At 51.1% G+C, this 25,272-nt stretch carries 21 protein-coding genes; 13 read left to right on the forward strand and 8 right to left on the reverse strand.

What is annotated here, in order from left to right; genetic code table 11:
* Positions 1-58 precede the first annotated feature (58 nt).
* The 8 genes from B880_RS0118890 (at position 59) to B880_RS0118925 (ending at position 9,033) form a co-directional block, all read left to right on the forward strand.
* On the forward strand, positions 59-550 hold the full coding sequence (locus B880_RS0118890) for a hypothetical protein (protein ID WP_017349020.1): 492 nt from the start codon (positions 59-61) through the stop codon (positions 548-550).
* 85 nt (positions 551-635) lie between these two features.
* Positions 636-1,850: a type IVB secretion system protein IcmH/DotU gene (gene icmH / locus B880_RS0118895; protein WP_017349021.1), complete on the forward strand. Its 1,215-nt coding sequence runs from the start codon at positions 636-638 to the stop codon at positions 1,848-1,850.
* A complete protein-coding gene (tssM, locus tag B880_RS0118900) occupies positions 1,850-3,940 on the forward strand; it encodes a type VI secretion system membrane subunit TssM (RefSeq protein ID WP_017349022.1) in 2,091 nt (696 codons plus the stop codon). The genes icmH and tssM overlap by 1 nt, the downstream gene beginning before the upstream one ends.
* Before the next feature lie 22 nt (positions 3,941-3,962).
* On the forward strand, positions 3,963-4,649 hold the full coding sequence (gene tagF / locus B880_RS0118905; protein ID WP_017349023.1) for a type VI secretion system-associated protein TagF: 687 nt from the start codon (positions 3,963-3,965) through the stop codon (positions 4,647-4,649).
* 19 nt (positions 4,650-4,668) lie between these two features.
* Positions 4,669-5,799 (forward strand): type VI secretion system-associated FHA domain protein TagH, encoded by a 1,131-nt coding sequence (tagH, locus tag B880_RS0118910; protein ID WP_017349024.1) that lies wholly within the window; start codon positions 4,669-4,671, stop codon positions 5,797-5,799.
* Positions 5,796-6,572 (forward strand): PP2C family protein-serine/threonine phosphatase, encoded by a 777-nt coding sequence (locus B880_RS0118915; RefSeq protein ID WP_017349025.1) that lies wholly within the window; start codon positions 5,796-5,798, stop codon positions 6,570-6,572. Before tagH ends, B880_RS0118915 begins: the two co-directional genes overlap by 4 nt.
* Before the next feature lie 59 nt (positions 6,573-6,631).
* Positions 6,632-7,585, forward strand: coding sequence for a hypothetical protein (locus tag B880_RS0118920; protein ID WP_017349026.1), 954 nt, complete (start codon positions 6,632-6,634; stop codon positions 7,583-7,585).
* Positions 7,586-7,641: 56 nt separating this feature from the next.
* A complete protein-coding gene (locus B880_RS0118925; protein WP_017349027.1) occupies positions 7,642-9,033 on the forward strand; it encodes a serine/threonine protein kinase in 1,392 nt (463 codons plus the stop codon).
* Between the two features lie 3 nt (positions 9,034-9,036).
* Here B880_RS0118925 and B880_RS0118930 read toward each other — a convergent pair whose 3' ends face one another.
* Positions 9,037-9,708 carry a gamma-glutamylcyclotransferase gene (locus B880_RS0118930; protein WP_017349028.1) on the reverse strand — a complete coding sequence of 224 codons (672 nt, stop codon included), beginning with the start codon at positions 9,706-9,708 and terminating at the stop codon, positions 9,037-9,039.
* A 124-nt stretch (positions 9,709-9,832) separates the two neighbouring features.
* Between B880_RS0118930 and B880_RS0118935 the strand changes: the two genes are divergently transcribed.
* On the forward strand, positions 9,833-10,084 hold the full coding sequence (locus B880_RS0118935) for a hypothetical protein (RefSeq protein ID WP_017349029.1): 252 nt from the start codon (positions 9,833-9,835) through the stop codon (positions 10,082-10,084).
* A 197-nt stretch (positions 10,085-10,281) separates the two neighbouring features.
* Positions 10,282-11,373: a sodium-potassium/proton antiporter ChaA gene (gene chaA, locus B880_RS0118940; protein ID WP_017349030.1), complete on the forward strand. Its 1,092-nt coding sequence runs from the start codon at positions 10,282-10,284 to the stop codon at positions 11,371-11,373.
* A 55-nt stretch (positions 11,374-11,428) separates the two neighbouring features.
* Here chaA and B880_RS0118945 read toward each other — a convergent pair whose 3' ends face one another.
* The 7 genes from B880_RS0118945 to hemA all read right to left on the reverse strand — a co-directional run bounded on the left by B880_RS0118945 (position 11,429) and on the right by hemA (position 22,421).
* Positions 11,429-16,840 carry a membrane-targeted effector domain-containing toxin gene (locus B880_RS0118945; protein WP_017349031.1) on the reverse strand — a complete coding sequence of 1,804 codons (5,412 nt, stop codon included), beginning with the start codon at positions 16,838-16,840 and terminating at the stop codon, positions 11,429-11,431.
* Positions 16,841-17,110: 270 nt separating this feature from the next.
* Entirely contained in the window at positions 17,111-17,965 is an 855-nt protein-coding gene (kdsA, locus tag B880_RS0118950; RefSeq protein ID WP_017349032.1) for a 3-deoxy-8-phosphooctulonate synthase, read from the reverse strand.
* A 33-nt stretch (positions 17,966-17,998) separates the two neighbouring features.
* On the reverse strand, positions 17,999-18,808 hold the full coding sequence (gene sirB1 / locus B880_RS0118955) for an invasion regulator SirB1 (RefSeq protein ID WP_017349033.1): 810 nt from the start codon (positions 18,806-18,808) through the stop codon (positions 17,999-18,001).
* On the reverse strand, positions 18,805-19,203 hold the full coding sequence (locus B880_RS0118960) for a SirB2 family protein (protein WP_017349034.1): 399 nt from the start codon (positions 19,201-19,203) through the stop codon (positions 18,805-18,807). Before B880_RS0118960 ends, sirB1 begins: the two co-directional genes overlap by 4 nt.
* Positions 19,204-19,213: 10 nt before the next feature.
* The gene (prmC, locus tag B880_RS0118965; RefSeq protein ID WP_017349035.1) at positions 19,214-20,047 is read right to left on the reverse strand and encodes a peptide chain release factor N(5)-glutamine methyltransferase; all 834 of its coding nucleotides are present in this window, start codon (positions 20,045-20,047) and stop codon (positions 19,214-19,216) included.
* Positions 20,047-21,129 carry a peptide chain release factor 1 gene (prfA, locus tag B880_RS0118970; RefSeq protein WP_017349036.1) on the reverse strand — a complete coding sequence of 361 codons (1,083 nt, stop codon included), beginning with the start codon at positions 21,127-21,129 and terminating at the stop codon, positions 20,047-20,049. The genes prmC and prfA overlap by 1 nt, the downstream gene beginning before the upstream one ends.
* Before the next feature lie 35 nt (positions 21,130-21,164).
* Complete coding sequence (gene hemA / locus B880_RS0118975; RefSeq protein WP_017349037.1) at positions 21,165-22,421, reverse strand: glutamyl-tRNA reductase; 1,257 nt, start codon at positions 22,419-22,421, stop codon at positions 21,165-21,167.
* Between the two features lie 217 nt (positions 22,422-22,638).
* Here hemA and lolB point away from each other — a divergent pair, with 217 nt between their 5' ends.
* From lolB to prs, 3 genes are all read left to right on the forward strand, one after another.
* Positions 22,639-23,271, forward strand: a complete 633-nt coding sequence (gene lolB / locus B880_RS0118980; RefSeq protein WP_017349038.1) for a lipoprotein insertase outer membrane protein LolB — start codon at positions 22,639-22,641, stop codon at positions 23,269-23,271.
* Positions 23,268-24,125, forward strand: a complete 858-nt coding sequence (ispE, locus tag B880_RS0118985; protein ID WP_017349039.1) for a 4-(cytidine 5'-diphospho)-2-C-methyl-D-erythritol kinase — start codon at positions 23,268-23,270, stop codon at positions 24,123-24,125. Before lolB ends, ispE begins: the two co-directional genes overlap by 4 nt.
* Before the next feature lie 136 nt (positions 24,126-24,261).
* Positions 24,262-25,209 carry a ribose-phosphate diphosphokinase gene (prs, locus tag B880_RS0118990; protein WP_017349040.1) on the forward strand — a complete coding sequence of 316 codons (948 nt, stop codon included), beginning with the start codon at positions 24,262-24,264 and terminating at the stop codon, positions 25,207-25,209.
* Positions 25,210-25,272 lie beyond the last annotated feature (63 nt).

Raw genomic sequence — 25,272 nt, forward strand, 5'->3', positions numbered from 1 at the left:
AGCACCAGAACTATCCCAATGTTATATGACCCTTTTTTCGATGACGATCATGAGGATTATGGTGAAAAAGCGTCTTATATTAACGCTGATCGCAGTGTTGAGCCTGGCCAGCTGTAAAGCGCCACCTGCAAAACCCGCAGACGACACGCTGGTCACCAGTGAGATTAACGGGGTTAAACTGGTCCACCGCTATGCGGTATCCGCCCCTCATGAATTCACGCCACTGAATCAAACCTGGCGTGCCTTGTATGCAGCCTCGGTCATGACTACGCCTGACTACAGCGGTCAGGTGGTGCGTACGCTGACAAACAGCAAGCCATTCTTTGTGTTAGGCGAGGTTGAGCATCACTGGCTGGCAATTGCCGATCAGCCTGATGGACCGCTCATCGGCTATGTGCCGACTAAAGCCGGTGTCGAAAGCAGCCGTTATGCTGCCACGCTGCGTAACGATCGCCCACGCCCGCGTAAAACGACCCAAGAGTGCGTTAATGTAGGCGGTGATAACAAAGCCTGCCGTAGCAAAAACACCGCGACCTGGATTCTGGACTGATGCCCTTTTGCGGCACACAAGCCCGTTTTATTTGTCCAACCTTGTCCGATGAGAGAGCAATCAGGCTCTGGAAGAATGTAACTGAATGACGCAGCAACACAGTGCGCCTGAGAATAAAGTCTCAGGCAGCGATAACCTCTTACTACAGGCTGCGGCTCCGCTGCTGAATGCCGTAGTGCAAATTCGCCAGGCAGCGACACACGACGATCCTGCGAGCCTACGTCAGCTACTGATTGATGAAATCCGCCAGTTTGAGCAGCGCAGCAAACAGTCTGGCTTGCCGTTTGAAATGATCATTGGTGCCCGCTACTGCCTGTGCAGCGTACTGGACGAAGCCGCTGCGCAGACGCCATGGGGAACGCGCGGCGTCTGGTCTGGCAATGGCATGTTGGTTACCTTCCACAATGAAAATGATGGCGGCGAGAAATTTTTCCAACTGCTGGCGCGCATTTCACAAAAACCGCAAACGCACCTCTGGCTACTGGAAGTGATGCACTACTGCCTGCTGCTCGGCTATGAAGGACGCTATCGCGATACGGGGAACGGGACTGAACAGTGCGAGGCTCTGCGACAACGTCTGGCACAGCTGATCGCTAATACGCGTAGTAGCGCCATCACTCAGGCAAAACCCCAGGTTGAGGTTCACCCGTTAGCCAGCTCGTTAACGCGTCCCATGATCCCACTCTGGGCTTGCGCTACCGTGGCCGTGCTGCTGGCAAGCCTGGTCTATTCAGGTCTTAACTGGCGTCTGGGCACTGAAAGTGGCCCGTTACTGCGCACGATTTACCAGTTGCCACTGCCGCAGATTGTCGCGGGCAGAAGGCCCGCTTCGCCTCAGGCATTACTGGATCTGCATCAGCGCCTGAGTGATGTGATCGCCGCTGGGCAGCTTCAGGTCAGCGACGGCGCATTTGGCAGCAAAGTCATTATCCCTGCCGATAAGCTGTTTGCCGCTGACGGCACGGTAATCAATCCGGTGGGACGCGCCCTACTGGCGCGCGTTGCGACCGCTATGAAAGATATTAAAGGGACCATTCTGGTGTCTGTGTATACCGATAACCGCCCGGTTCAGGGACGATTCGCTTCCAGCTACGAATTTTCGTTTGCCCGCGCGCGCGCGTTGGGACAAGTGCTTAGTCTGCAACTGGCTGACAACCACGCCATCCGTACCGAGGGCCGTGGGGACAGTAATCCGCTCCAGCCCAATGACAGCAGTGAGAACCGTGCCCGCAATCGTCGGGTAGAAATTACACTGTACGCCGCCCCGGAAAGTCAAAATCTCTCTCAAGGAGCGCCGTGATGCGTGCTGCTTTTCTAACGCATCGACTGCTATGGAGTTTCATTAGTGTTGCTGCGCTCTGCTGCGTTATCTGGCTACTCGGCCCCCTGTTCAGCTGGGGCGAAAGCCGTCCATTAGAACTCACCAGCGGACGCTGGGTCGCTATCTTCACGCTGATCGTAATTTGGCTGCTGTTTAAGCTGTTACCGGCAATCTGGCGTGCCAGAGCCAACGGTCAGCTGCTCAAACAACTTCAGGATGGGCAGCATGACGAGATACAGGATGTTCAGGCCAATGAAGCGCTGCTCACGCAACGGTTTACCGATGCCCTGATCCAGCTTAAACGCCGCCAGTTCAATCGAACGGCACCTGGTGGCTGGCTGGCTCGCTATCAAACCGGCTACCTGTATCAGTTGCCGTGGTACATGGTGATTGGTGCGCCGGGTGCGGGTAAAACCACCGCTTTGCTCAACGCGGGGCTGGAATTCCCTCTCACCGATAGCCACGGTGAAGCCGCTATTCGTGGCGTCGGCGGTACTCGCCACTGCGACTGGTGGTTTACCGACCGTGCGGTACTGATTGATACCGCCGGACGCTATAGCCTGCAAGAGAGCCAGCGCAACCGTGATGCCAGCGAATGGTCCAGCTTCATCCGTTTGCTGAAGCACTACCGTACTCGCCAGCCGATCAACGGCGTGATTCTGACCGTCAGCGTGGCAGATCTGCTGAGTGATTCAGCCGATGCGCGATTTGAGCAAGCCAGCGCGTTGCGCAATCGTCTTGAAGAACTGCATCAGCAAACCGGCATCCATTTCCCGGTGTATGTCATGGTCACCAAGACCGACCTGCTGAAAGGCTTTATGAGCTTTTATTCGACGCTGGACAAACAACAGCGCGAGGCCATCTGGGGCTTTACTTTCCCCTGGGAAGCGGGCAAATCCCAGCGTCATGACTGGCATCAGCATTTTAATCAGCAATATTTACGCCTTGAACGCCAGCTTCAGCAGCAGTTAGCCGGTCATATGGCCAGCTCACGTGACCTGAATCAACGCGCGGAGTGCTTCCTGTTCCCGCAGGAGTTCGCTTCGTTACGCGCCCTGTTAAATGAGTACCTTGATGTCCTGTGCTCGCCCAAAGAGGAGAACACGCGCTGGAGCGTGCGCGGACTGTTCTTCACCAGCGGTACCCAGGAAGGGTTGCCGTTTGACCGTATCATGGGCCATCTCAATCGTAAGTTGCAGATCCCGCAGGAGAGCAGCCAGTCAATTGCCTCGTGGAATACGGTCAACCGCAGCAACCCCATTCCGGGCAATCGCCAGCAGAGCTTTTTTATTCGCGACCTGCTCAACGATCTGGTGTTCCGCGAGAGTGGACTGGCGGGTAGCAATCGTCACTGGGAGTACCGTAACCAGCTGTTCCACTGGATTGGTTATGGCATCCTGACGGGTGCCCTGCTGCTGCTGTGTGGCTTGTGGGGGATCAGTTATCAGCAGAATCAGCGCTACTTGTCTTCGATCGTGGAACGCATCCCGCATATTCAACGTGAAAGTCGTGCAGTGGTGCAGCAACCGTCAGATAATTTGTTTGATCTGCTGCCGTTCCTGAATGATTTGGTCAAGCTGCCGTTGTCAGACCGCTTTTCCCTGGACAACCCGCCGTTGACGATGCGCGCCGGGCTCTACCGTGGTACACAAATGAGTGATGCGACCTGGAGGCTGTACCAGAATGCGTTGAAATCCCTGTTGCTACCGCGCGTCGCCCAGCAAATTACCAACCTGCTGCGGGATGATAAAGGCGATGATGACAGCTACAGTCGTAATGCATTGCGCGCCTATCAGATGCTCTATCAACCGCGTAACTATGACGGTGCCTTTTTGCGCAGTTGGATCATGCAAAATTTGCAGAAATCGCTGCCTGCCGACATTACCGCACGCGATCTGCAACAGCTTGACTGGCACCTCAGTCAGTTACTCGATCAGCAGATACAATCTTCACCTTACGCCAGCGATAACGCGCTGATGATGCGTAAACTGGCGGACAACCTCAAACACGCCGGTGAAACGCCTCACCTGGCGGCGGTAGGGAGTGTTCCGGTGCGGGAGAAGGAGTAACCAAGTGAAAAGGGCTAAACATATGACGCCCGGCTGGTACGGTAAATTACCCGCAATGGGCGATTTCCTGCACCAGCGTATGCCAGAAGCCTTGATTGCCCCCTGGAATCACTGGTTTCAGCAGGGGCTATTGCTGCGCCAAAACGATGACCATGCCACGACAGCGGGCTTTATGCGCGCGCCAGTGTGGAATTTTGTCCTGCCGGTGACACCGGGCACGCGTCAGGTGCAGATGGGTTGCCTGCTGCCCTCGCGCGATCGGGTCGGTCGCATCTGGCCCCTGCTGGCCCTACACAGCATCCCTGTGGATCGCTGGCATCCTGCGCAGTTGCGTATTTCCGGCGAGTGGTTTGATGAACTGGGTGCGACACTGCTGCATGCCGTGCAGGATGCCCTGCCAGCGGATGGGTTAGAACGCTTGCTGCAAAATCAGGTTCCCCTGATGGTGCCGGAAACCCAGCCCTCAGACATTATGGATGTGATTGGCTACGCCGACTTGCCGTGTACCCTGAGCTGGCGTGAAGTGGCGGAAGATTTTAACCCACGGCTGCCGTTTAGCTACTGGTGGAGTAACCGCAGCGATGGCTTCCCACACGCAACGCACAAACACGGCGGCAGTCTGACAGCAGAACTCTTTACCCTACTATTTAATCCGGCAGCAGGCGCGAAACCGGGGCGTAATGGCCTGTATCCGCCGATGTTCGAATAGCATGATGATGGGATATCAGATGCAATTTACCCTTGAGAGCGGTGATGAAACCCGGGTTGGAAATACGGTGGTGTTTCACCCCCCTGGTGGCACCATTGGACGCAGCCAGGAGAATGACCTGGTACTGCCCGACACTGCGCGAGCCATTTCGCGTCTACAGGCTTTAATTCATCTTTCGGCCGATGGCGAGTGCCGTCTGACCAATCAGGGCAGTGTGAGCCGGGTAATGCATAATGGCAGCCCTCTGGCGCGTGGCGAACAGGTGGTTCTCCACCATGGCGATCGGCTGGAAATTGGCCATTACGTCATTGCGGTCACCGATCCTGCGCAGGCAGCCGTGATCCGGGATGATCCTCTCGCCCTGTTCGATCTCGCCGACAGCAGCCATGACCCGCTGGAGATGCACGAAACCTTCTCCCCCGCACCGCCACTGGATGAGCCTGCGGTGCCGCGTCCTGCTGGCCATGCCGAAGCCCGGTTAGATATCGACCCGCTTCCTGCGACAGCAGTGGCGCAGCAGAGCGCAGCTTACGGCGACGCGGATAAGCTGATTGCCGCGTTAATCGCGGGGATGGGGTTGAACAACGGCCAGACGACGCCACTGGATGAAGAACAGATGTATACCACGGGCCGGCTGTTGAGCCTGTTTTCTCAGGGAACCGTGGCCCTACTCTCTTCCCGCACCATTCTGAAACGGGGCGTCAAAGCCGACCTCACCATGATTCTCAATGAGGCCAATAACCCGTTTAAAATTCTGCCCTCGGGGAAAGCCGCCCTGATGCAGATTTATCAGGGCCAGTTCCCCGGGTTTATGCCCCCCGAGCAGGCAGTACGTGATGCATTAGTCGATCTCCAGGCACACCAACTCGGTATGATCACCGGCATTCGCGCCATCATCGCCGCCATGTTGCAATCCTTTAACCCGCAACGCCTGGAAGAGCAGGCACGCAATGAAGGGGTATTGCCCAAAATTGCCCTCAGCACCGCACGTAAAGCCGCGCTGTGGGATGCCTTTACTCGCCACTATCAGCGCACAGCTGGGGAGATTGAAGATGATTTCCACACCTTGTTTGGCGAGGCCTTCCTGCGCGCCTATGAAATGGAAGTGAACCAGTACAAAGACTCGCAAACGCGAGGAGAAGACGCGTGAAGATTGACTGGGCTATCTGTTCGCAACAGGGTGAACGCCCGGAAAATCAGGATCGTTATGCGGCGCACGTCACCGAAGATCGCGCCATTTTTATTATTTGTGATGGTGTCGCGGGTACTGATGGCGGCGCAGTGGCAGCGCAACTTGTCTGCGATACGTTGCTGAAGCAGCTCAGCCAGGCACTGCATCTCACTCCCGCATTGACCGGGGAAGTGTTCAAGCAGTGCCAGCAAAAACTACAGCAGGCACAGCGAAGTAATCCGAAATTTTCACAGATGAGTACTACCGTTGCGGCACTATTTATCGACCGTCTTAATGCACAGGTATGGTGGGCACACGCAGGCGACAGCAGGGTTTACTCCTTTTGCCATGGGGAGCTAAACCAGGTCACCCGTGACCATAGCCTGGCGCAGCAACTGCATGATGCAGGCTATGAAAATTCCGGCATTAACAGTAATTTACTCTATAATGCGCTCGGTATCGCGCAGCCTCGTGGGGTAAGCCAGTCACTTCCCTTACCGCTGGAAGATGGTGACGCTTTCATTGTCTGTAGTGATGGCTTCTGGCGTCATTTACCGGGCGAGACCATGGCGCAAGCCCTGCGAATGGTCACCCGCTGTGATGAGTGGCTGACCCTGATGGCGCACAGGCTCGATACGGTTACAAAAAGCGATAACCTCAGTGCGATGGGCATCTGGGTTGGCGAACCAGAAGAGACCACCCTGATTTACTCGCAGGCAGATGCTGAGCAATTGTTGCCCCGTCGCACATAATGTCAGCGCTTTATTGATTGCACCACGCTAATGATGGCGGGGTTTTCCGGAGATTGTTGATGAAAGTGTGGCTGTCCGGCCTCGTGGTCATGTTCCTTGCCTGCAGCGTGCAGGCCGAAGATTATCGTGCGGTCTACTCGCCTCGCCAGGCGCTGGAGGTGTATATCGATAACGTGCAGAGCAATGCGCCTGAAGACTGGTGTAAAACCACGCTGCCGCTACGCATCGTCACGGAAAAAGAGCAGAGTGTGAGCGTACTTAACGCCTTTCTGCCCCAGGTGGGCCGTTTGCTGGCAAATCAGTGTAGCAAGTTGACCACCCTGCCGTGGCACATGACCAACCAGCAAGGCACCCTCTTAGCCAGTGGCACCGCCAGCAAAGCCCAGGAGTGGGCACCGGTGGTCACAGCTGACAGCACCGCACATCCTGGTGCCAGTAATGCTGCTCCGTTGGATCTCTCCCCGATGGCAGATACCACGCCACTGGTGCGTTTCGATCTGCCCAGCGGTTGCCACTTCCGCACCTGGTGGTCAGGTTCTGACAGCGCGCTGTTTATACCGGATGCGGCACAGAATCGCTGTACATCAGAAGGTTGGCTCCAGGGCGATACCACATTAAGCCTGACCGACTCGGCGCAAAACGTCCCGCTTACCGTGACGTTTGAGCAGGGGTATCCGCTGGAAAACCTGCGCAGCGCCACCACACCGTTACAGGTGGTCTCGGCCAATAATCAGCGCATTATTGTCACGCGTAGCGATGCACAACAGAGTTGGCTAGTTCTCCCGTTTGATCATCAACATCACGTCTGGCGTTTTGATGGCACGCTGCTCATCAAGGCCGCGAAACCCACTGCGCAGCAAACTGACAGCGCGCTGCAACAACGTATTGCTGAACAACTCAAACTGTGGTCAGAAAATGGGGTACCACAGCAGAAAATGCATGTGTTATTGATCGACACCTTACATGCGGATCTGGTTGATCCTGCGATCGGTGCCTGGCGTAACATTGATTAATTAGCCTGCATCGCCCGTTACGCATCGCCGCGTGGGGCATGTTCAGAGAGTATTCTATGTCGGCAAATAACACTACAACGACAATTCCCGGCGCCCTGCCAGCCGGCTTTCGCTTTAACGAGTTTGAGATTCAGGATGTGATTGGCGGTGGTGGTTTTGGCATTGTCTATCGCGCCTGGGATCACCAACTGGAACGCACTGTGGCGATCAAAGAGTACATGCCGGTATCACTGGCGATGCGCTCAGAAGAAGGCCATGATCTGGTGCTGCGCGGTGAGCGTTTCCAGAAGCTATTCAGCGCCGGTCTCAACAGTTTTATCCAGGAGTCGCGTCTGCTGGCGCGCTTCAATCACCCTGGCTTATTGCATGTGCTGCGCTTTTGGGAGCAGAACGGCACCGCCTATATGTGCACGCTGTATTACAGCGGGATGACCCTGAAAGCGTGGCAGCAGCAAAGCCCTGCCACCATTGATGAAGCCTGGATACGCCGTCTCCTGCCCCCGCTGTTTGGTGCCATCAGCACCATCCACCGTGAAGGCTATCTGCACCGTGATATCTCGCTGGATAATATCCAGATTCAGGAAAACCAATTGCCGGTGTTGCTGGATTTCGGCTCAGCGCGCAAAGAGATTGGTAATCTGTCGGACGAAACCGAGATCATGTTGAAACCGGGTTTCGCGCCCATAGAGCAATACAGTGAAGAGGCAGAAAGCGATCAAGGTCCATGGACCGATATCTACGCGTTAGGTGCAGTATTACACAGCCTGATTGTTGGCACGCCACCGCCAGCCAGCGTAGTGCGCTGTATTGAGGATAGCTACCAGTCATTGACGCAACGTGGGCTACAGGGCTTCTCGCTGCCGTTGCTGCATGCCATTGACCGGGCACTGGCGATGAAGCCACAGGATCGTCCGGCCACCATTGATGAATTTGCCAGCCTGATTCATTTACCGGTCAGCGATGTTGAAAGCGTGATTGGCAAACTCACGCCTGCCGCGGTAGAAAAAGCGCCACGCGAACCGGCAGAACCGGTTGTCGTCGCCATCAATCCAACGGCCCCCATGGCAGAATCTCTGCCCATCAAGCCCGTTCGCCGCCTCTCCCCACTCTTAACCTGCGTGGCTGCGGTGGCGGTATTGGCTGTGGGGGTTACGGTGTGGCTGGTGAAGCGTCAGCCAGCGAATGTGATGCCCCTGCCCGTAACCTCTGCCGCCAGGCCCGTCGCGGCACCGTCATTAGCCACCGTCTACTTACCGCTGGCAGCCAACGAGACGATTACGCTGAACGGGCAAAAGCTGGCCGTCAAAGCCAGCAGCAATGGTTTTGCTGCGCTGAGTCTGCCAGCAGGAGATTATCAGTTTGAAATTGGCAAGGGCAGCAGTGTACGCCGTCAGTCGTTAACCATTACCCATGCCGGTACCTGGCTGATTGCGCCAGGTAAGGGGTAGGACTTATCCGGCCGCACGGCCGGATTGAAGTTGTCGCACCTGCTGTGCCAGCAAGCTGAGGCTCTCTTCTTCCATGCCGCGTTTTGCCAGTTCTTGTTCAAGGGAGAACAGATACTGCGCATTAGAGCCCAGCGGGCCGGTCGCGTGAGCAATCAGCGGCGCAACAATTGAAGCACAGGAGTCTGCCTCATACAGCGGATGGCGCGGGTCCATGATAAACACCAGAGCCGTCACCTTACGCCCATCGTCCAGGCTGAGTTCGCACCAAGTGGGCAGGTAGCAGCCGGTGATCATTTCTCGCTTCCACAGCAGTTCCAGCTCATCGTAGAGATGCGCCTCGGGTAACCGAAACGCCAGTCCGCTGGTTTCACCGCCCTGTTTAAGCGCCAGCATTCTGCCGGGATAGTCAGCGCTGCCGCGCCCGGCGAGCAGCCGGAGGCAAAAGGCACGATGCCAGCCATTCAGGCGCCCTGCGGCCACCTCTTCTGCCTCGAAAATCGGGTTCCACATCAGCGAGCCATAGCCAAAAATCCACACCGGACTGGCATCCGGACGGCATGACAGGGTCGCAGCCAGTGACGATGCGCGTTTCTCTGCGCTCCACAGCAAGCTCTCATCAATTTCACCAAACGAGGTTTTGCAGTCAGCTTTTAACAAAAATTCTCGGGTTAACAATGCGACCTCCTCACTCGGTTAAACGCTCTCGCGTTGCTACATGACTTTCTTATTGCGCTTCAATGACATTAATGCATTTTCCGCAACGCTTTCAAGACCAGACTTATAATCACGCAGTAAAGTTATGGGAAAAGCGCATCTACTGCCTAACCCACGCAACAGTAAAACCGGTTTTCAACCTGACAAAAACGCCATGACTGCGCATTTTTGCTACGCTATGAAGGACTTCCCGCGCCAGATAGCGATGCGTCAAAGCCAGGCCTTGCAGGAAAAACAGACCAACCGCCTCTTTAGAGGATTTACTTATACCATTATGATTTTTGTCGCTATCCATGTGTATCAGAGCGCGTTAAAGGCGCAGAAAAATGCGAAATAAACATAAAATTTAACTTACTGATTAACCAAGATGGCGAGGAGAAAACAGGATAAAAAAGGCGTCACAGGGAATAAAACCGTCAAGAAGTAAAAAACCGTAAAGCTTCCCCAGCAAAAACACGGTTGACGTTACACTTATGCCGCTTAACCTGGCACGTACAGGTAACCGGTTCCGCGACCTTGCACCGAGGAGAGAACATGGCCGCACATGAAAAGACCCGTCATACCGAATACTCCCTGATTTTTCCGTTGGTAACGCTCGGCATTCTGAGTTTCCTTACCGCCCCTCACTCACTGCCCCTGCTGATTGGGGTTAACTTACTGGCCCTGGTCGCCATTCTTAGCAGTGCTTTCAGCGTCGTCCGCCATGCGGATGTGCTGGCCCACCGTCTGGGCGAACCCTATGGCTCACTGATTCTGAGCCTGTCGGTGGTGATCCTTGAAGTCAGCCTGATCTCCGCCCTGATGGCCACAGGCGATGCTGCCCCCGCGCTGATGCGCGATACGCTCTACTCCATCATCATGATTGTCACCTCCGGGCTGGTGGGCTTTGCTCTGCTGTTAGGTGGGCGCAAATTTGCCACGCAGTACGTTAACCTTGCCGGGGTAAAACAGTATCTGATCGCTATTTTCCCGCTGGCAATACTGGTGCTGGTGTTCCCGAATGCCCTGCCCGGCGGTAACTTCACCACCGCGCAGGCGCTGATCATTGCTGCCATTTCTGCGGCAATGTACGGGGTATTCCTGCTGATCCAGACCAAAACGCACCAGAGTCTGTTTGTGTATGAACATGAAGATGACAGCGATGATGGCGATCCACACCACGGTAAGCCTTCGGCACACAGCAGCCTGTGGCATACGGTTTGGCTGATCGTCCATCTGATTGCGGTTATCAGCGTCACCAAAATGAATGCCAATACGCTGGAAGGTTTACTCACTGAGTTGAATGCGCCGGCTCAGTTCACCGGTTTCCTCGTGGCGTTGCTGATTCTTTCACCGGAAGGTTTAGGGGCGATCAAAGCCGTGCTGGTTAACCAGGTACAGCGTGCGATGAACCTGTTCTTTGGCTCCGTGCTGGCGACCATCTCACTGACGGTCCCGGCGGTCTCGATTATCGCTACCCTTACCGGCCAGCAGCTGGTCTTTGGTCTTGAGCCACCACAGATGGTGATGATGAGTGCGGTTCTGATCCTGTGCCACATCTCGTTTTCTACCGGGCGCACCAACGTCTTAAACGGTGCCGCACATCTGGCTCTGTTTGCGGGCTATCTGTTGACCATTATGTTATAAACATTATGTGCCTCGCACTTCTGCGAGGCACACAACTGCCACTACTGTTGTAGTTTTATAAGCCGATAAGTATATTCGGGAAGGTCAGCTTAATGAACCTTCCCTTCTTAAACCATTCATCAAACTGAACCTTTCTATTACCATTGTTATTATAAAGCACAGCACTTAGAGCACCTGTACGTTCTGCTAGACCAATCTCGCTCCCAGTATTGGCTGCATGTCGATTTCCTACAACAGCAATCCAGTTACTGGCACCATTCTCCGCCTGATCATTTGAGATAAGAAGTGAAGAGTAGTAATTGTAGTTTCTTAATCTTGTTTTTTTTGCATCGTCTCCGGCATATGCAGACGTTGCCCCTGGTGTTTCCATGCCGACAACTTCAACACCATGCTCTCTGGCAGCCTTAACAAGATCGTACTTACCATATCCAGAGCCTTTGACGCCTGGAGCTCCATCCATCTTGTCTAACGCATTTTGAAGACGTGGTGACATATAATTGGTATTAAAGAAATTATCCAAATCAGATTGTAAATAATCGCCTATCAAGCCTTCGAGATAAATTTTCTTCACATTATTTCTTTGCAGGGAGGCCATATTATCTTTTAGGAATTTCACAGAAGCAGTTTCAGTATGGATTTCGCCTATTACTAACCCCCGGCTCTCTTTAAAAACATTATCCAGAATGCTTACATCACTATCAAGACCTGTGCTGGCTGATTTAAATGTCTTTCTGAAACTCTCGTCATCAATTTTAATACCGTGTGTGAGCCTGTCTTGAAAATTTTTGGCATTATCAGTAAGTTTACTGTTTTGATCTTTTGCAGCTTGCTCCAGTATTGGTAAATCAATTTTTGCTTTCTCTATTTTGGCTAGAATTTCTCGTGCGCTGAGACCGGGGTCTAATGGTGCCTTTACGTAATCGAGATAATCATCCATCGCATTTTTTACTTCACCCACAAATCGATAATTTCTCGCAGAATCCTCAAACTCCGGTAACTGACCGCCTCTAAGTTTGTTGGTGTTTTTATTGTAAATCCATTCTCCACGGCGATCTTTTACAATCGGTCTTTTATATTGACTTTTTGGATTGCGGGGATTCACTACACGTAGCGTATTATTTTCACTATCCAAAACCACTTGGTAGTACCTGCTCTTTTCTTTAATATAATAACGATGGCTATTAGCCGATCCTGCCGGAGATTCCACAACGAAAGTATCTTGTAATAATGGGCTCTGTCCGTTGTATTTTTTTAAACCTTTTGGCTTATTACTTAAAGCAACGGGCTCTTCCTGTAAAAAGCTTTTTTTATTTTTAACTTTCTGCACGGATTTACTTTGATGCGTTGATTTGCCAAACCTTTCTAATTTTTTATTATAGTTTAAATTTTTCAAAAACCTTAATGGTTTTAACAACCCCATAAACAGAGGCACCACTGCGTCTGCAGGATCAAAACCTAGCATTGCGAAATAATTAAGTTTTATTGTACGGTAAGGCTTAGGATTCAGGTTCATAGTATCTAAATCAGAAAAAAACCTTTGTTTATCTAACCAGAAAATTTCTGACAATGAATCAACCTTATTAAATCCCCTCGGGTCGGGGAAATTACCTTCTCGCAAGTTAATAAAAGCACGTTCTAACGAGTTCGCACCAGACAAAGGCGTGTGGCTAAGGATAGCATCCTGCGTACTTCTTCTTTTTAAAGAAGCTAAAGTGAAGGGGCGAAACTTAACACCGTCCTTTGCTGCGGGGGTATATAAAAAATAGTCTGGTTGAGAATTATGTGGTGCAAGATCAAAAACTAATGCACTTCTGCTTGAAACCTCGGTAAGGCTAAGCTCATAGACTCTCACATTTTTTTTGGTGATTTTTGCACGAAGTAAAATGAGCTGGTTAAGAAGATGGGTTTTTTGAGAAGCAGAGAGAGTATCAGTAATCACTGCTTCCTCAGCATCATAGAGAATTCGGCTATACATTGCCTCGTCAATCCATTCATCTCGTTTAACGCTATTACGCCCAGCAGCACTTCTCGTTTTAGCATTAAAGGCTGAAACATAATCATTATAATGTGTTTGCATCAGCAATCCTATTCTTAAACCCCAGTAATTATAGGGCATGTTTTTCGGAATCGCAGAATCCATGAATAATTTATTCAGCAGTACATCATTTGATGGAGGTGCAATTTCGGATTTATTATTCAACCATTCGACCCCCTCTCCATCTGAATAAGTAAATGTAACATTATACATATTAACTGCTTCTTTTTTATGATACATAACAACATCCATCAAGCTTTTCTCCTCTCCATTGACAAAGTTAACCATGATGTCATCAAGTTGAGTTTTTATTTCTACTCCATCAGGATGCGCCAATAAATTATCAATTGCGTTCAGAGTAAAATCCTTATATGAAAGAGTAACGTTTTTAGAAATAAATTCATTTTGAACATTGGCCTTGAACTTTAGATTTCTTAAATTATCCGATTGCATTTCATTCGACAGCGTTTCAGCTGGAGAGCGCATAAAATCATTAAGATTAGATATGTTGACATCTTCCTGATATGAAATAACGTCATCATAGGGTATACCTTCATCGCCTATGAAATTTTGTCTCACAACAAGGGAGGCTTTCGACGCTAAGCGAACAGCAGTGGAGATTTTATCAAATGAATCTCTTTCCAGCAGACTCATCAGTTCTATCATACTCCTGTTTTCTTTGGTGTTCTCTTTTATCCAACGCAGCATCATAGCATTAAGTGTGCCGTCGTCATTAAATTCGAAAAAGTTTCTTTCTTTTAGGCTTTTAGTTGGCAAGTAAAGAATTCTATGATAAGAGTTTATATTGTTTGTATTGAGCCTAAATAACAACGCCCCATTAAAAACGAAACTATCATAATAATTATCATTAATATAAAAGTCCAATTTAACGGTATTAACATTTGTTCCACTGGTCGTCGATACTGCCCTTCGTGAGGATTGAATTGCATCATAGGCATCCTTAGATAAATGTCTCTGTAATAGGGCTATTTTCGCGGATAGTTGCAGTCTTGCATCCCGAAGATCTATCCCAGCCCGTTTAAGTTCAGGTTTATTAAGATGTGATTTTATTATATCTTGATGGTATGAAATTTGACTATGCATAATATTCAGGATATTGCGCAACTCTGCATCAGTCATTGCCGGTTTCTCTCCTTCTACCGGTTTTATTTCATAATCTAACCCGGGTTCAACACCGCGTAATCCTAAGGATACCATCTGTGCCAAAGATAGCGTCTGGTGTAGTTTTTCACGAACATGAGCTAATGTAGGAAGCGATACATTGACAAAAATCTCTTGTGCAGATTTATAAAAATCGTAATTAGTAATAAGATAATCATCGACTATATCAGTCGCGTATTCTAACTTCGTCACCTCTGGTGATTCTTCTAGCAAGTAATTATCTCTTGCGAATAAGTAATTATCCTTATCCTCAAAATAAGACTGCTGATTTTCAATTGATAGCCCATTAAGCCAGGGAAGCTTTTCTTTTTCCACCCTCTCTTTAAGTCGCGTTAGTTTTCTATTTTTCTCTTCGAATTCTTGTTGCTGCATTTGCAGATTTTTGATATCAAAACTCATATCAAACCGATTTTTGACCCACCCCTTAATCTGATTCATCCGTAATTGCACGTTTTCTGCAGTTGGTGCTCTGGCATGATACTCCATCTGTAAAATCCCAGTCAGAAAATCAATACGTGCCTTGATATGATCTAAAATAGATTGCGGAATGAATGTCGATAAATCATGAATTTCTGAATACCTCATATTCCCACTTGCACCATCAAATCCATTAGGAAACCAAACTGTTTCATACCTGACATTTTCAAAATCTGTCAGCGTGCGTAACCGAGGACGTAAAAACTTTTCCATCTCGGATACTGAGGAAAACTTCGCAATATTTTCACCCGGAACCACAAGTAACACCATGTCTTCACGCTCAGTACTTGCCTGTCGTTGCGCAAAGTTTTCCTGCTTAGGGAAGTTAATTTCATTTTCTTTAATAAAAAAAACACCTGGGAGATCAAAGTAAACGCTTCGATCTCTTTCAAAACTGACACTAATGGAATAGATATGGGGGGCGGCAGATTTTGTTCTGGCTTCACGAGTTGACTTGTTAGGAAACTTAAAAGCCTTATAAAAAACATCATATTCTTCTTTTGATAATACTTCCGTACTTTTAGCAGCGTTAAGAAGTGACCTCAAATTATCTCCCATATGATGCTTGAAGGTGGTTTTGTTATTGGCTTGCATCATAGCGCGATCATTAATATCCCCCCAATAATTTTCGATTTTTTTTATATATTTATCCTCATCGTTCGAAAGTAGCACTGCCGCGTTAGGGCTATTACTGGCATATCGTGGCCTGGGATATTCAGGAATATTATTGAATATGTCCGCGAGTTCGCTATTCGTCTGATTTAGCTGTTTTATTTCAGGTGAAACAGGTTCATTATCGCCCATTACTTCTTCATCGTTTAATGTATTTTCCTCTAATGGGATCGCTGCGGGTTGCTCATCACCCATGGCGTAACGTTCAAAAAAAAGACTTGGCGGGCGATAATTATATATAGCATTCAGATTTTTGCTAAAAAAACCACTAATTCTGCTTGCCAGGTGGGATAACGAAAAATTTGATTGGCTGCTATAAAGATTATCAGGACCGCTATTTTCTTCTGAGGGTGAGAGGAAAGACAAAAACCATGATGAAAGTGAATCTATGGGCTGAGTATCACCAGACTTTATGCTCTTCCAGTAGCGCTTATCACGAAAGGCAGCTTGCGTCTCACGTATACCCGACTGGGAGTAAGGGCTTAGCATAAGTGCACCAAAAAAAAGGAATTTTTTCAAACTCCAACCAGTATCAGGTGCCGGAAACAGTTCAGAGGATGAATACTCTTCTGCAGAAAATAGTTTTATAATATTTCCTTCAACGCCAAAATGAGGATTGATGGCGATAAGCTTAACCAGCTCCTCCTCCAGGTGAACAATTGTCTCAATCAGTGCTGGCTGATGAAGTATAAATTTGCTTAGCAACATTCTTTCGCGATCATTCCAGGTCGGGAATTTTTCTCGAAAGCGTAACAATAGCGTGTACTCCATCACCAGTTGCATCGCCTCATTTAATTTTTTAAAATTATCGAGGTTTACATCCGCGTCTTCAGACAGACTACGATGTCGTAGCACATTCCAGCCACGTTTAAAGCTTCCTTTTATTTCATGACTAAAATCATACCATGCCTGAGTCCATGTAAAATAATGGCTAATATATTTTTTTGCCTCAGAAACCCTCTCTAAATAGGCGTAGTCATCATGGATTTTTTCTGAGAGCCCTCGTTGATAGAAGGCGTATTCAAACGTAGCCTCTGCATCTTCATAAATAGTTTCAAGACTATTGTGACTTAGGGAGGAACTCTTTAAATCATTTGGCATTCTTAAACCCTCATTTAAAGATTTTAAGGACACCTCTCAAGAAAATTTTCAATTAACACAAAAATAATGATTTGAATAAATAATTTATAAAGTCACATTAAAGTGACTTTATCTTCAATTATAGCATATCTGGGAGAATGTTTTAATATTGAACAATAAAAGTGAAGGAATGTCGATAAAAAGCCATCTCTGCTAGAGATGGCTTGGCATTAGAAAACTAACAGGAAATCACAACTCGTTAAATATTAAGCCATTTATCACGCAAGTCGATCAGTTACTGGTATCCAGCTCCGGGAAGCTCTTCACCAGGTCATCAATGGCTTTCATCTGTGCCAGGAATGGCTCCAGCTTATCCAGCGGCAGGGCCGATGGGCCATCACACTTGGCGCTGTTCGGTTCCGGGTGCGCTTCAATAAACAGACCGGCAATGCCAACCGCCATACCAGCACGCGCCAGTTCAGCCACCTGAGCACGACGACCACCGGAAGCGGCACCGAATGGATCGCGGGTTTGCAGGGCGTGGGTCACATCGAAGATCACCGGGCTGTTGCCGCTGACGTTCTTCATCACGTTGAAGCCCAGCATGTCGACCACCAGGTTGTCATAACCGAAGTTGCTACCACGGTCGCACAGGATAATCTGATCGTTGCCACCTTCGATAAACTTATCGACGATGTTGCCTACCTGGCCTGGGCTAACGAACTGAGGCTTCTTGATGTTGATCACCGCGCCGGTTTTCGCCATGGCTTCCACCAGGTCAGTCTGACGGGCGAGGAAGGCTGGCAGCTGAATCACATCAACCACGTCGGCAACAGGCTGGGCCTGAGAGGCTTCATGCACGTCAGTGATGATTTTTACGCCAAACGTCTGTTTCAGTTCCTGGAAAATTTTCATCCCCTCTTCCAGGCCTGGGCCACGGTAAGAGTGGATAGAAGAACGGTTCGCTTTGTCGAATGAGGCTTTAAACACGTACGGAATACCCAGTTTTTGGGTAACGGTCACGTAGTGTTCGCAGATGCGCATGGCCAGATCGCGCGACTCCAGCACGTTCATCCCACCAAACAGGACAAACGGCAGATCGTTTGCGACCCGAATATCACCAATGTTCACGACTTTTTGCGACATGTTCAGTCCTTAATAATGTTCATTATGCGCCGCTTAGTGCAGCGTAACCTGTTTGTGTTCAATCGCGTTGATCTGCACTTTAATCATCTCACTGACCGGATCTTCCGGGCACTGTTCAACAAAGTAGGTCAGATCGTTCAGCGCGATGTGCTCGCATTCCAGCTGAGCGTAAATCAGCCCGCGATCGCGGATTTCGTACGGATCTTCCGGGTCAATCTGGAGCAGAACCTTGCTGACGTTCAGCGCCAGCTCCATCTGCTTCTCATCCATCAGCGCGGACTTTAACGTGTCGAGCATTTTGCGCATGACGTTAACCGTGCCAGCTTCATCCAGATCGTCTTTATACAGTTGTGCGAGCGGGCTGATATTGCCTTTTAGCCACACTTCCAGCATATGCGTATCCAGCGTTTCACCGTTGAACGGATTAATCAGCCACATCTCTTCATCCAGCCAGTCAGCCCGCAGGATCAACTGGGTGGGGAAAATCACCGGCATCAGCGGCAGTTCCAGCTCATGAGCGATGTGCAGTAAAATCACCCCGAGCGACACCGCTGTACCTTTACGCGTTTGCAGCACGTTATCCAGCCACAGCACGTCAGAGAGATTATAGATACCGCTGGCTCCGCCAAAACCCCACTTCTGATAGAACAGCTCCAGTAGCTTATCTAACTGCTGATCGGCTTCCTGTTCACCGCTGACATATTCCCGTGCTTCTGCCACCAGTGCCGCCAACTGCTGTTCCGTGCCGCTCACTGAAAAATCAGTGCGAATGGCGGCTGTTGCACCAATGACCGCTTCACTTAGCCTTGCATTGGTAAAATCTAACTGTTCGAACGAGGTCATACACTCCCCAAAATCGGCATTTTTGTCACCGCCAGGTCAATTACGACCATTACCGCTAACAGTGCAACCACGCCGCCTACCCAACGCGTTTTGGTACTACGCTGGCGACGGCTCAATGCCACAGACGCTAAGGCGATGTAGATGATAACCGCTATTAGCTTCTCCGTCAGCCAGCTTCCCTGTGGGGAGAACGGATAAAAGTGCGTGATCAGCACCAGCAATACGCCGGTAAGCAGCAAAAACGTATCATTAATGTGCGGCGCAATGCGCACCCAACGGCGCTGTAGCATGGCAGAGCCCGTGCGCTGCCAGTAAAAACGCAATAAAAACAGGCTGACAGTAATGAAAACGGTCAGAATATGAAGGTTTTTAATCAGAGGATACCAGGTAGCCATAAAAATCCTGTTAACGGGGGGATTGGGCCAGCGTAACGCGTGGATTACCACCGTAATCGGCAACGGTCTCAATAGCGCGATAGCCCTGCTGGTGCATCAATTGTTGCACCGCTTCAGCCTGCTGCCAGCCATGCTCCAGCAGCAGCCAGCCATCGGGTTCGAGCCAGTTTACCGCCTGCACAATCAGCAAACGCAAATCGGCCAGGCCATCTTCTTCGGCCACCAGCGCGCTCAGCGGTTCAAAACGGACATCGCCCTGGCTGAGATGCTCATCCAGGCTATCGATATAAGGGGGATTGCTGACAATCACGCTGAAGCGCGTGGCGGGAAGTGCATCAAACCAGTGGCTCAGACAGAACTCAGCATTGGTTAACCCTAGCTGTGCGGCGTTTTCCTGTGCCAGTGCGACAGCAGCAGGAATGCGGTCAAGGCCGGTAATCTGACAATCCGGCCGTTCACTCGCCAGCGCCAGCGCTATCGCGCCGGTGCCTGTGCCCAGATCCAGCACCTTGACCGGAGTGGACGGCAGACGCAGCAACGCCTGCTCAACCAGCACTTCAGTATCCGGACGGGGAATTAACGTGCTGTTGTTAACGCGTAACGGCAATGACCAAAACTCACGCTGCCCCACCAGATGCGCAACCGGTTCACCCTGCGCGCGGCGCGCCAGCAACTCAGCCAGCTGCGCCTGTTGAGTGGCGTCCAACTGGTGGTCGTCAAAGGCCACTAGCCAACTCCGCGATTTGCCGGTGACAAACCCCAGCAAAATCTCCGCATCACGTTTCGGGCTTTCACCGCCCGCCAGCACTGCTATCGCCTGCTTTAACCAGACGCGGATTTCCATCAATCTTGACCAGCCAGAGCCGCCAGCTGATCCGCCTGGTACTCTTGTACAATCGGCTCAATCAGGCTATCCAGCTTCCCTTCCATGGTTTCGTCCAGACGGTAAATAGTCAGGTTGATACGGTGGTCGGTGACGCGCCCCTGCGGGAAGTTGTAGGTGCGGATACGGTCTGAACGATCGCCACTGCCTAACAGGTTACGGCGCGTTGAAGCCTCTACCGCATGGCGTTTCGCCATTTCGGCAGCATGGATACGTGCGCCAAGTACCGCTAATGCCTTCGCTTTGTTTTTATGCTGCGAGCGCTCATCCTGACACTCCACCACTATCCCGGTTGGCAGGTGGGTAATACGAATTGCTGAATCGGTGGTGTTAACGTGCTGACCACCCGCTCCCGAAGAACGGAAGGTATCGATTTTCAGATCGCCAGCATTGATTTCCGGCAGCTCAGCTTCCGGTAACTCAGGCATCACCGCGACGGTACAGGCGGAGGTATGAATGCGCCCTTGCGATTCGGTTTCTGGCACACGCTGCACGCGGTGACCGCCAGACTCGAATTTCAGGCGGCCATAGGCACCTTCCCCGGTAATACGCGCAATCACTTCTTTATAGCCACCGTGTTCGCCTTCATTGGCGCTCATGATCTCTACACGCCAGCGCTGCGTCTCGGCGAAGCGGCTGTACATACGGAACAGATCGCCTGCAAAAATAGCGGCTTCATCACCGCCAGTCCCTGCACGAACTTCAACAAAGCACGCGCGCTCATCATCGGGATCTTTTGGCAACAGTAACACCTGCAACTGCTGCTCCAGCTGTTCTGCCGTCTCACGTGCCTGCACTAACTCTTCATGCGCCATTTCACGCATTTCAGGGTCATCCAGCATCATTTGGGCGGTTTCGATATCTTCCTGAACCTGCTGCCATTCGCGGAAACAACGGGTCACGTCAGTAAGCTGCGCATACTCACGAGATAAGGCGCGAAAGCGTTCCTGATCGGCAATCACACCGGCATCACCCAGCATAGCTTCCACTTCTTCGTGGCGCTCTTGCAGAGCCTCCAGTTTGGCAACAATAGACGTCTTCATGTAATAGAGGAATTCCCGTGAAAGGTGGTAACAGCCTACTCGAGACCGAGGCTGTCACGTAAAATCTGTAGCCGCTCAGTATCGCCGTCGCGGGCGGCCTGCTGCAAGGACTTCGTGGGGGAGTGAATCAGACGGTTAGTCAGCTTGTGCGCCAGTTCCTGCAGAACCTGCTGCGGATCGGCACCCTGTTGCAGGGCTAACAGCGCACGACTTTCCAGCTCAGCACGAATATCATTCGCCTGGGTACGATACTCACGGATGCTGTCTACTGCACCCTGTGCCCGCAGCCACGCCATAAATTCACCGCACTCTTGTACCACGATGCTCTCAGCCTGCAAGGCGGCGGCTTTGCGTTGTGCCATATTTTGTTCGATGATCGCCTGGAGGTCATCCACGCTGTAAAGATAGGCGTTTGGCAATTTGCCAACCTCCGGTTCAACGTCACGCGGCACCGCGATATCCACCAACAGCATCGGCTGGTTACGACGCGCTTTCAACGCGCGCTCCATCATTCCTTTACCAATGATCGGTAACGGGCTGGCGGTGGAGGAGATCACGATATCCGCTTCGGCCAGACGGGAATCGATGTCCGCCAGGCCAATCACTTCTGCGCCTACTTCTTCTGCTAACAGCTCCGCACGTTCGCGGGTACGGTTGGCAATCATTAAATTTTTCACCCGGTGTTCACGCAGATGGCGCGCCACCAGTTCAATCGTCTCACCCGCGCCCACCAGCAGCACGTTTACGTCCGACAGTGATTCAAAGATCTGCCGTGCCAGCGTACAGGCGGCAAACGCCACTGACACCGCATTAGCACCGATATCGGTTTCTGTACGAACACGTTTCGCGACTGAGAAGGTTTTCTGGAACATGCGTTCCAGCTCACTGTTGAGTGAGTGGCCGCGTTGCGAGTCGGCAAAGGCTTTTTTCACCTGGCCAAGAATTTGGGGTTCCCCTAACACCAACGAATCCAGGCCGCTGGCCACACGCATCAGATGGCTGACAGCGGCGTTATCCTGATGCCAGTAGAGGCTTTTACGCACATCCTCTTCCTGCAGCTGGTGGTATTCACACAGCCAGTGCACCAGTTGCTCACGCAGATCGGCCTGCTGTTCCACACTGAGATAGAGCTCGGTTCGGTTGCAGGTTGATAAAACTACGCCACTTTGTACTCGGGGTTGAGACAGCAGGCTATTCAGTGCCAGCTCCAGTGATTCCGGCCCGAACGCAACACGTTCACGAAGGGCAACAGGGGCAGTTTTATGGTTGATTCCGAGAGCAAGCAGCGTCATGGTGATTCGATATGGGTCGTGTTGGCCCAATAATGTCAGGGTTTTGTGAGAGGCATTCTACAAGATGCAGCAGATCAAGAAAAGCCATACAAAGGCTATGACTGTAATAAGATTAACCAAATACACACAAACTGATGCAGAACAGCATTGACTGCTTAAATGCGAATGTTTAGCGTTAATCGCTATGAATTAAAAACGTGTCTGAGGAGATGACCACGTGAAGCTATATTCCCCGCGCACATTACTGCGCCTGTTGCCCCTCGCCAGCGTCTTACTGGCTGCCTGTACCCTGAACCCGCCGCAGCCGCAAGGCCCTGGCCCGGCAGTCACCGCTCCGCAGTGGCAACAGCATGAACAAGAAGTGAAACAACTGAGCCACTTCGAAACCCGTGGTGCTTTTGCTTACATCTCCAACCGCCAGAACGTCTATGCCCGCTATAACTGGCAGCAGACCGCCGCCGACCGCTATCGCCTGCTGCTGACCAACCCACTGGGCAGCACCGAATTACAGCTGGATGCCCAGGGCAGCGTGGTGCAGCTGGTGGATAATAAAGGCAAGCGTTATGTCAGTAACGATGCAGAGAAGATGATCTCGCAGCTCACCGGTATGGATATCCCGCTGGCTAACCTGCGTCAGTGGATGTTGGGTCTGCCGGGTGATGCCACCGATTACCAGCTCAACGACAAATTCCAACTGCGCAGCCTGAACTACAGCCGCGATGGACAGCAGTGGAAAGTGGTGATCGGTGATTACCGTACCGATGTGACCCCTGCACTGCCTGCCACCCTGGAGCTCACGCAAGGCCAACAGCGCATTAAGCTGCGTATGGATAGCTGGAAACTGCAATGACAATTCGCTGGCCCGCTCCTGCAAAGCTCAACCTGTTTCTCTACATAACGGGCCGTCGTCCTGACGGCTACCATAATTTGCAGACGCTGTTTCAGTTTCTCGATTACGGCGACCACCTGCACATTACCCCGAACAGCAGCGGCGAGATTCGGCTGGCTACCCCGGTGGCGGGCGTCGCAGAGGCAGATAACCTGATTGTACGCGCCGCAACCTTGCTGAAAACCCAGGCGCTGGCACAACAGCGGCTGACACCTGACGCAGGCGCGCTTATCTCAGTAGAGAAGATTCTGCCGATGGGCGGTGGGCTGGGGGGTGGTTCATCCAATGCTGCCACGGCGCTGGTGGCGCTGAACCACCTGTGGAAAGTTGGTTTCACGCCCGATGAGCTGGCTGAATTTGGCGTTCGCCTCGGCGCGGACGTACCGGTCTTTGTGAAAGGCTATGCCGCTTTTGCCGAGGGCGTCGGTGAACAGCTACAACCTGCTCATCCTGCGGAAAAATGGTATTTGGTGGCACACCCTGGGGTAAGTGTTGCAACGCCGTTAATTTTTAACGATCCTGATTTAACAAGAGATTCGCCTGAACGTTCATTAGAGACGCTTTTACATACGCCTTTTAGCAATGATTGTGAGCATGTCGTAAGAAAACGTTTTCGCGAGGTTGATGCACTCGTTTCCTGGCTGCTAGAATACGCGCCGTCGCGCCTGACTGGAACCGGTGCTTGTGTGTTTGCTGAATTTGACACCGAGGCCGCTGCTCGTCAGGTGCTAGATTTTGCCCCGGAATGGATAACAGGATTTGTGGCGCAGGGACAAAACGTCTCGCCCCTGACTCGTACCCTTTCCGGGATTTAGGCGAATGCGTGACAGTGTCACCACGTTCCAGACACTGCACGTTTCGCATCAACTACCCGTATGAACGGCTTTACGCTATGCGCGGGTAAATCGTAAAGCCGTTCATTCTCTGGACGCAAAGCCTGAGGTTATTCTCGTGCCTGATATGAAGCTTTTTGCTGGTAACGCCACCCCGGAACTAGCACAACGTATTGCCAACCGCCTTTACACCAGCCTCGGAGACGCCGCTGTCGGCCGTTTCAGCGATGGTGAAGTAAGTGTACAAATTAACGAGAATGTACGCGGTGGTGATATTTTCATCATCCAGTCTACCTGTGCCCCAACCAATGATAACTTGATGGAGCTGGTGGTGATGGTCGACGCACTGCGTCGCGCTTCTGCAGGTCGTATTACTGCGGTAATTCCTTACTTTGGCTATGCGCGTCAGGACCGTCGTGTCCGTTCTGCTCGTGTGCCAATCACCGCAAAAGTTGTGGCTGATTTCCTGTCAAGCGTGGGTGTTGACCGCGTACTGACCGTAGATCTCCACGCTGAACAGATTCAGGGCTTCTTTGATGTCCCGGTTGATAACGTATTCGGTAGCCCAATCCTGCTGGAAGATATGCAGCAGATTGGCCTGGAAAACCCGATTGTGGTTTCTCCAGACATCGGCGGCGTAGTGCGTGCCCGTGCCATCGCTAAACTGCTGAATGACACCGATATGGCTATCATCGATAAACGTCGCCCACGCGCTAACGTTTCTCAGGTTATGCACATTATTGGTGACGTTGCGGGCCGCGACTGCGTCCTGGTTGACGACATGATCGATACCGGTGGTACGCTGTGTAAAGCCGCTGAAGCACTGAAAGAACGTGGTGCTAAGCGCGTGTTCGCGTACGCAACTCACCCAATCTTCTCAGGTAACGCGGTAGAGAACCTGCGTAAATCCGTGATTGACCAGGTCATCGTGTGCGATACCATCCCGCTGTCTGACGAGATGAAAGCCCTGCCAAACGTCCGCACCCTGACCCTGTCTGGAATGCTGGCCGAAGCGATTCGTCGTATCAGCAACGAAGAATCCATCTCTGCGATGTTCGAACACTAAGTCCTGTTCAGACTGAGCAAATAAAAAACCGGGTGATTAAACCCGGTTTTTTTATGCCTGAAG

Source organism: Pantoea sp. A4 (assembly GCF_000295955.2).
GTDB lineage: Bacteria > Pseudomonadota > Gammaproteobacteria > Enterobacterales > Enterobacteriaceae > Pantoea > Pantoea multigeneris.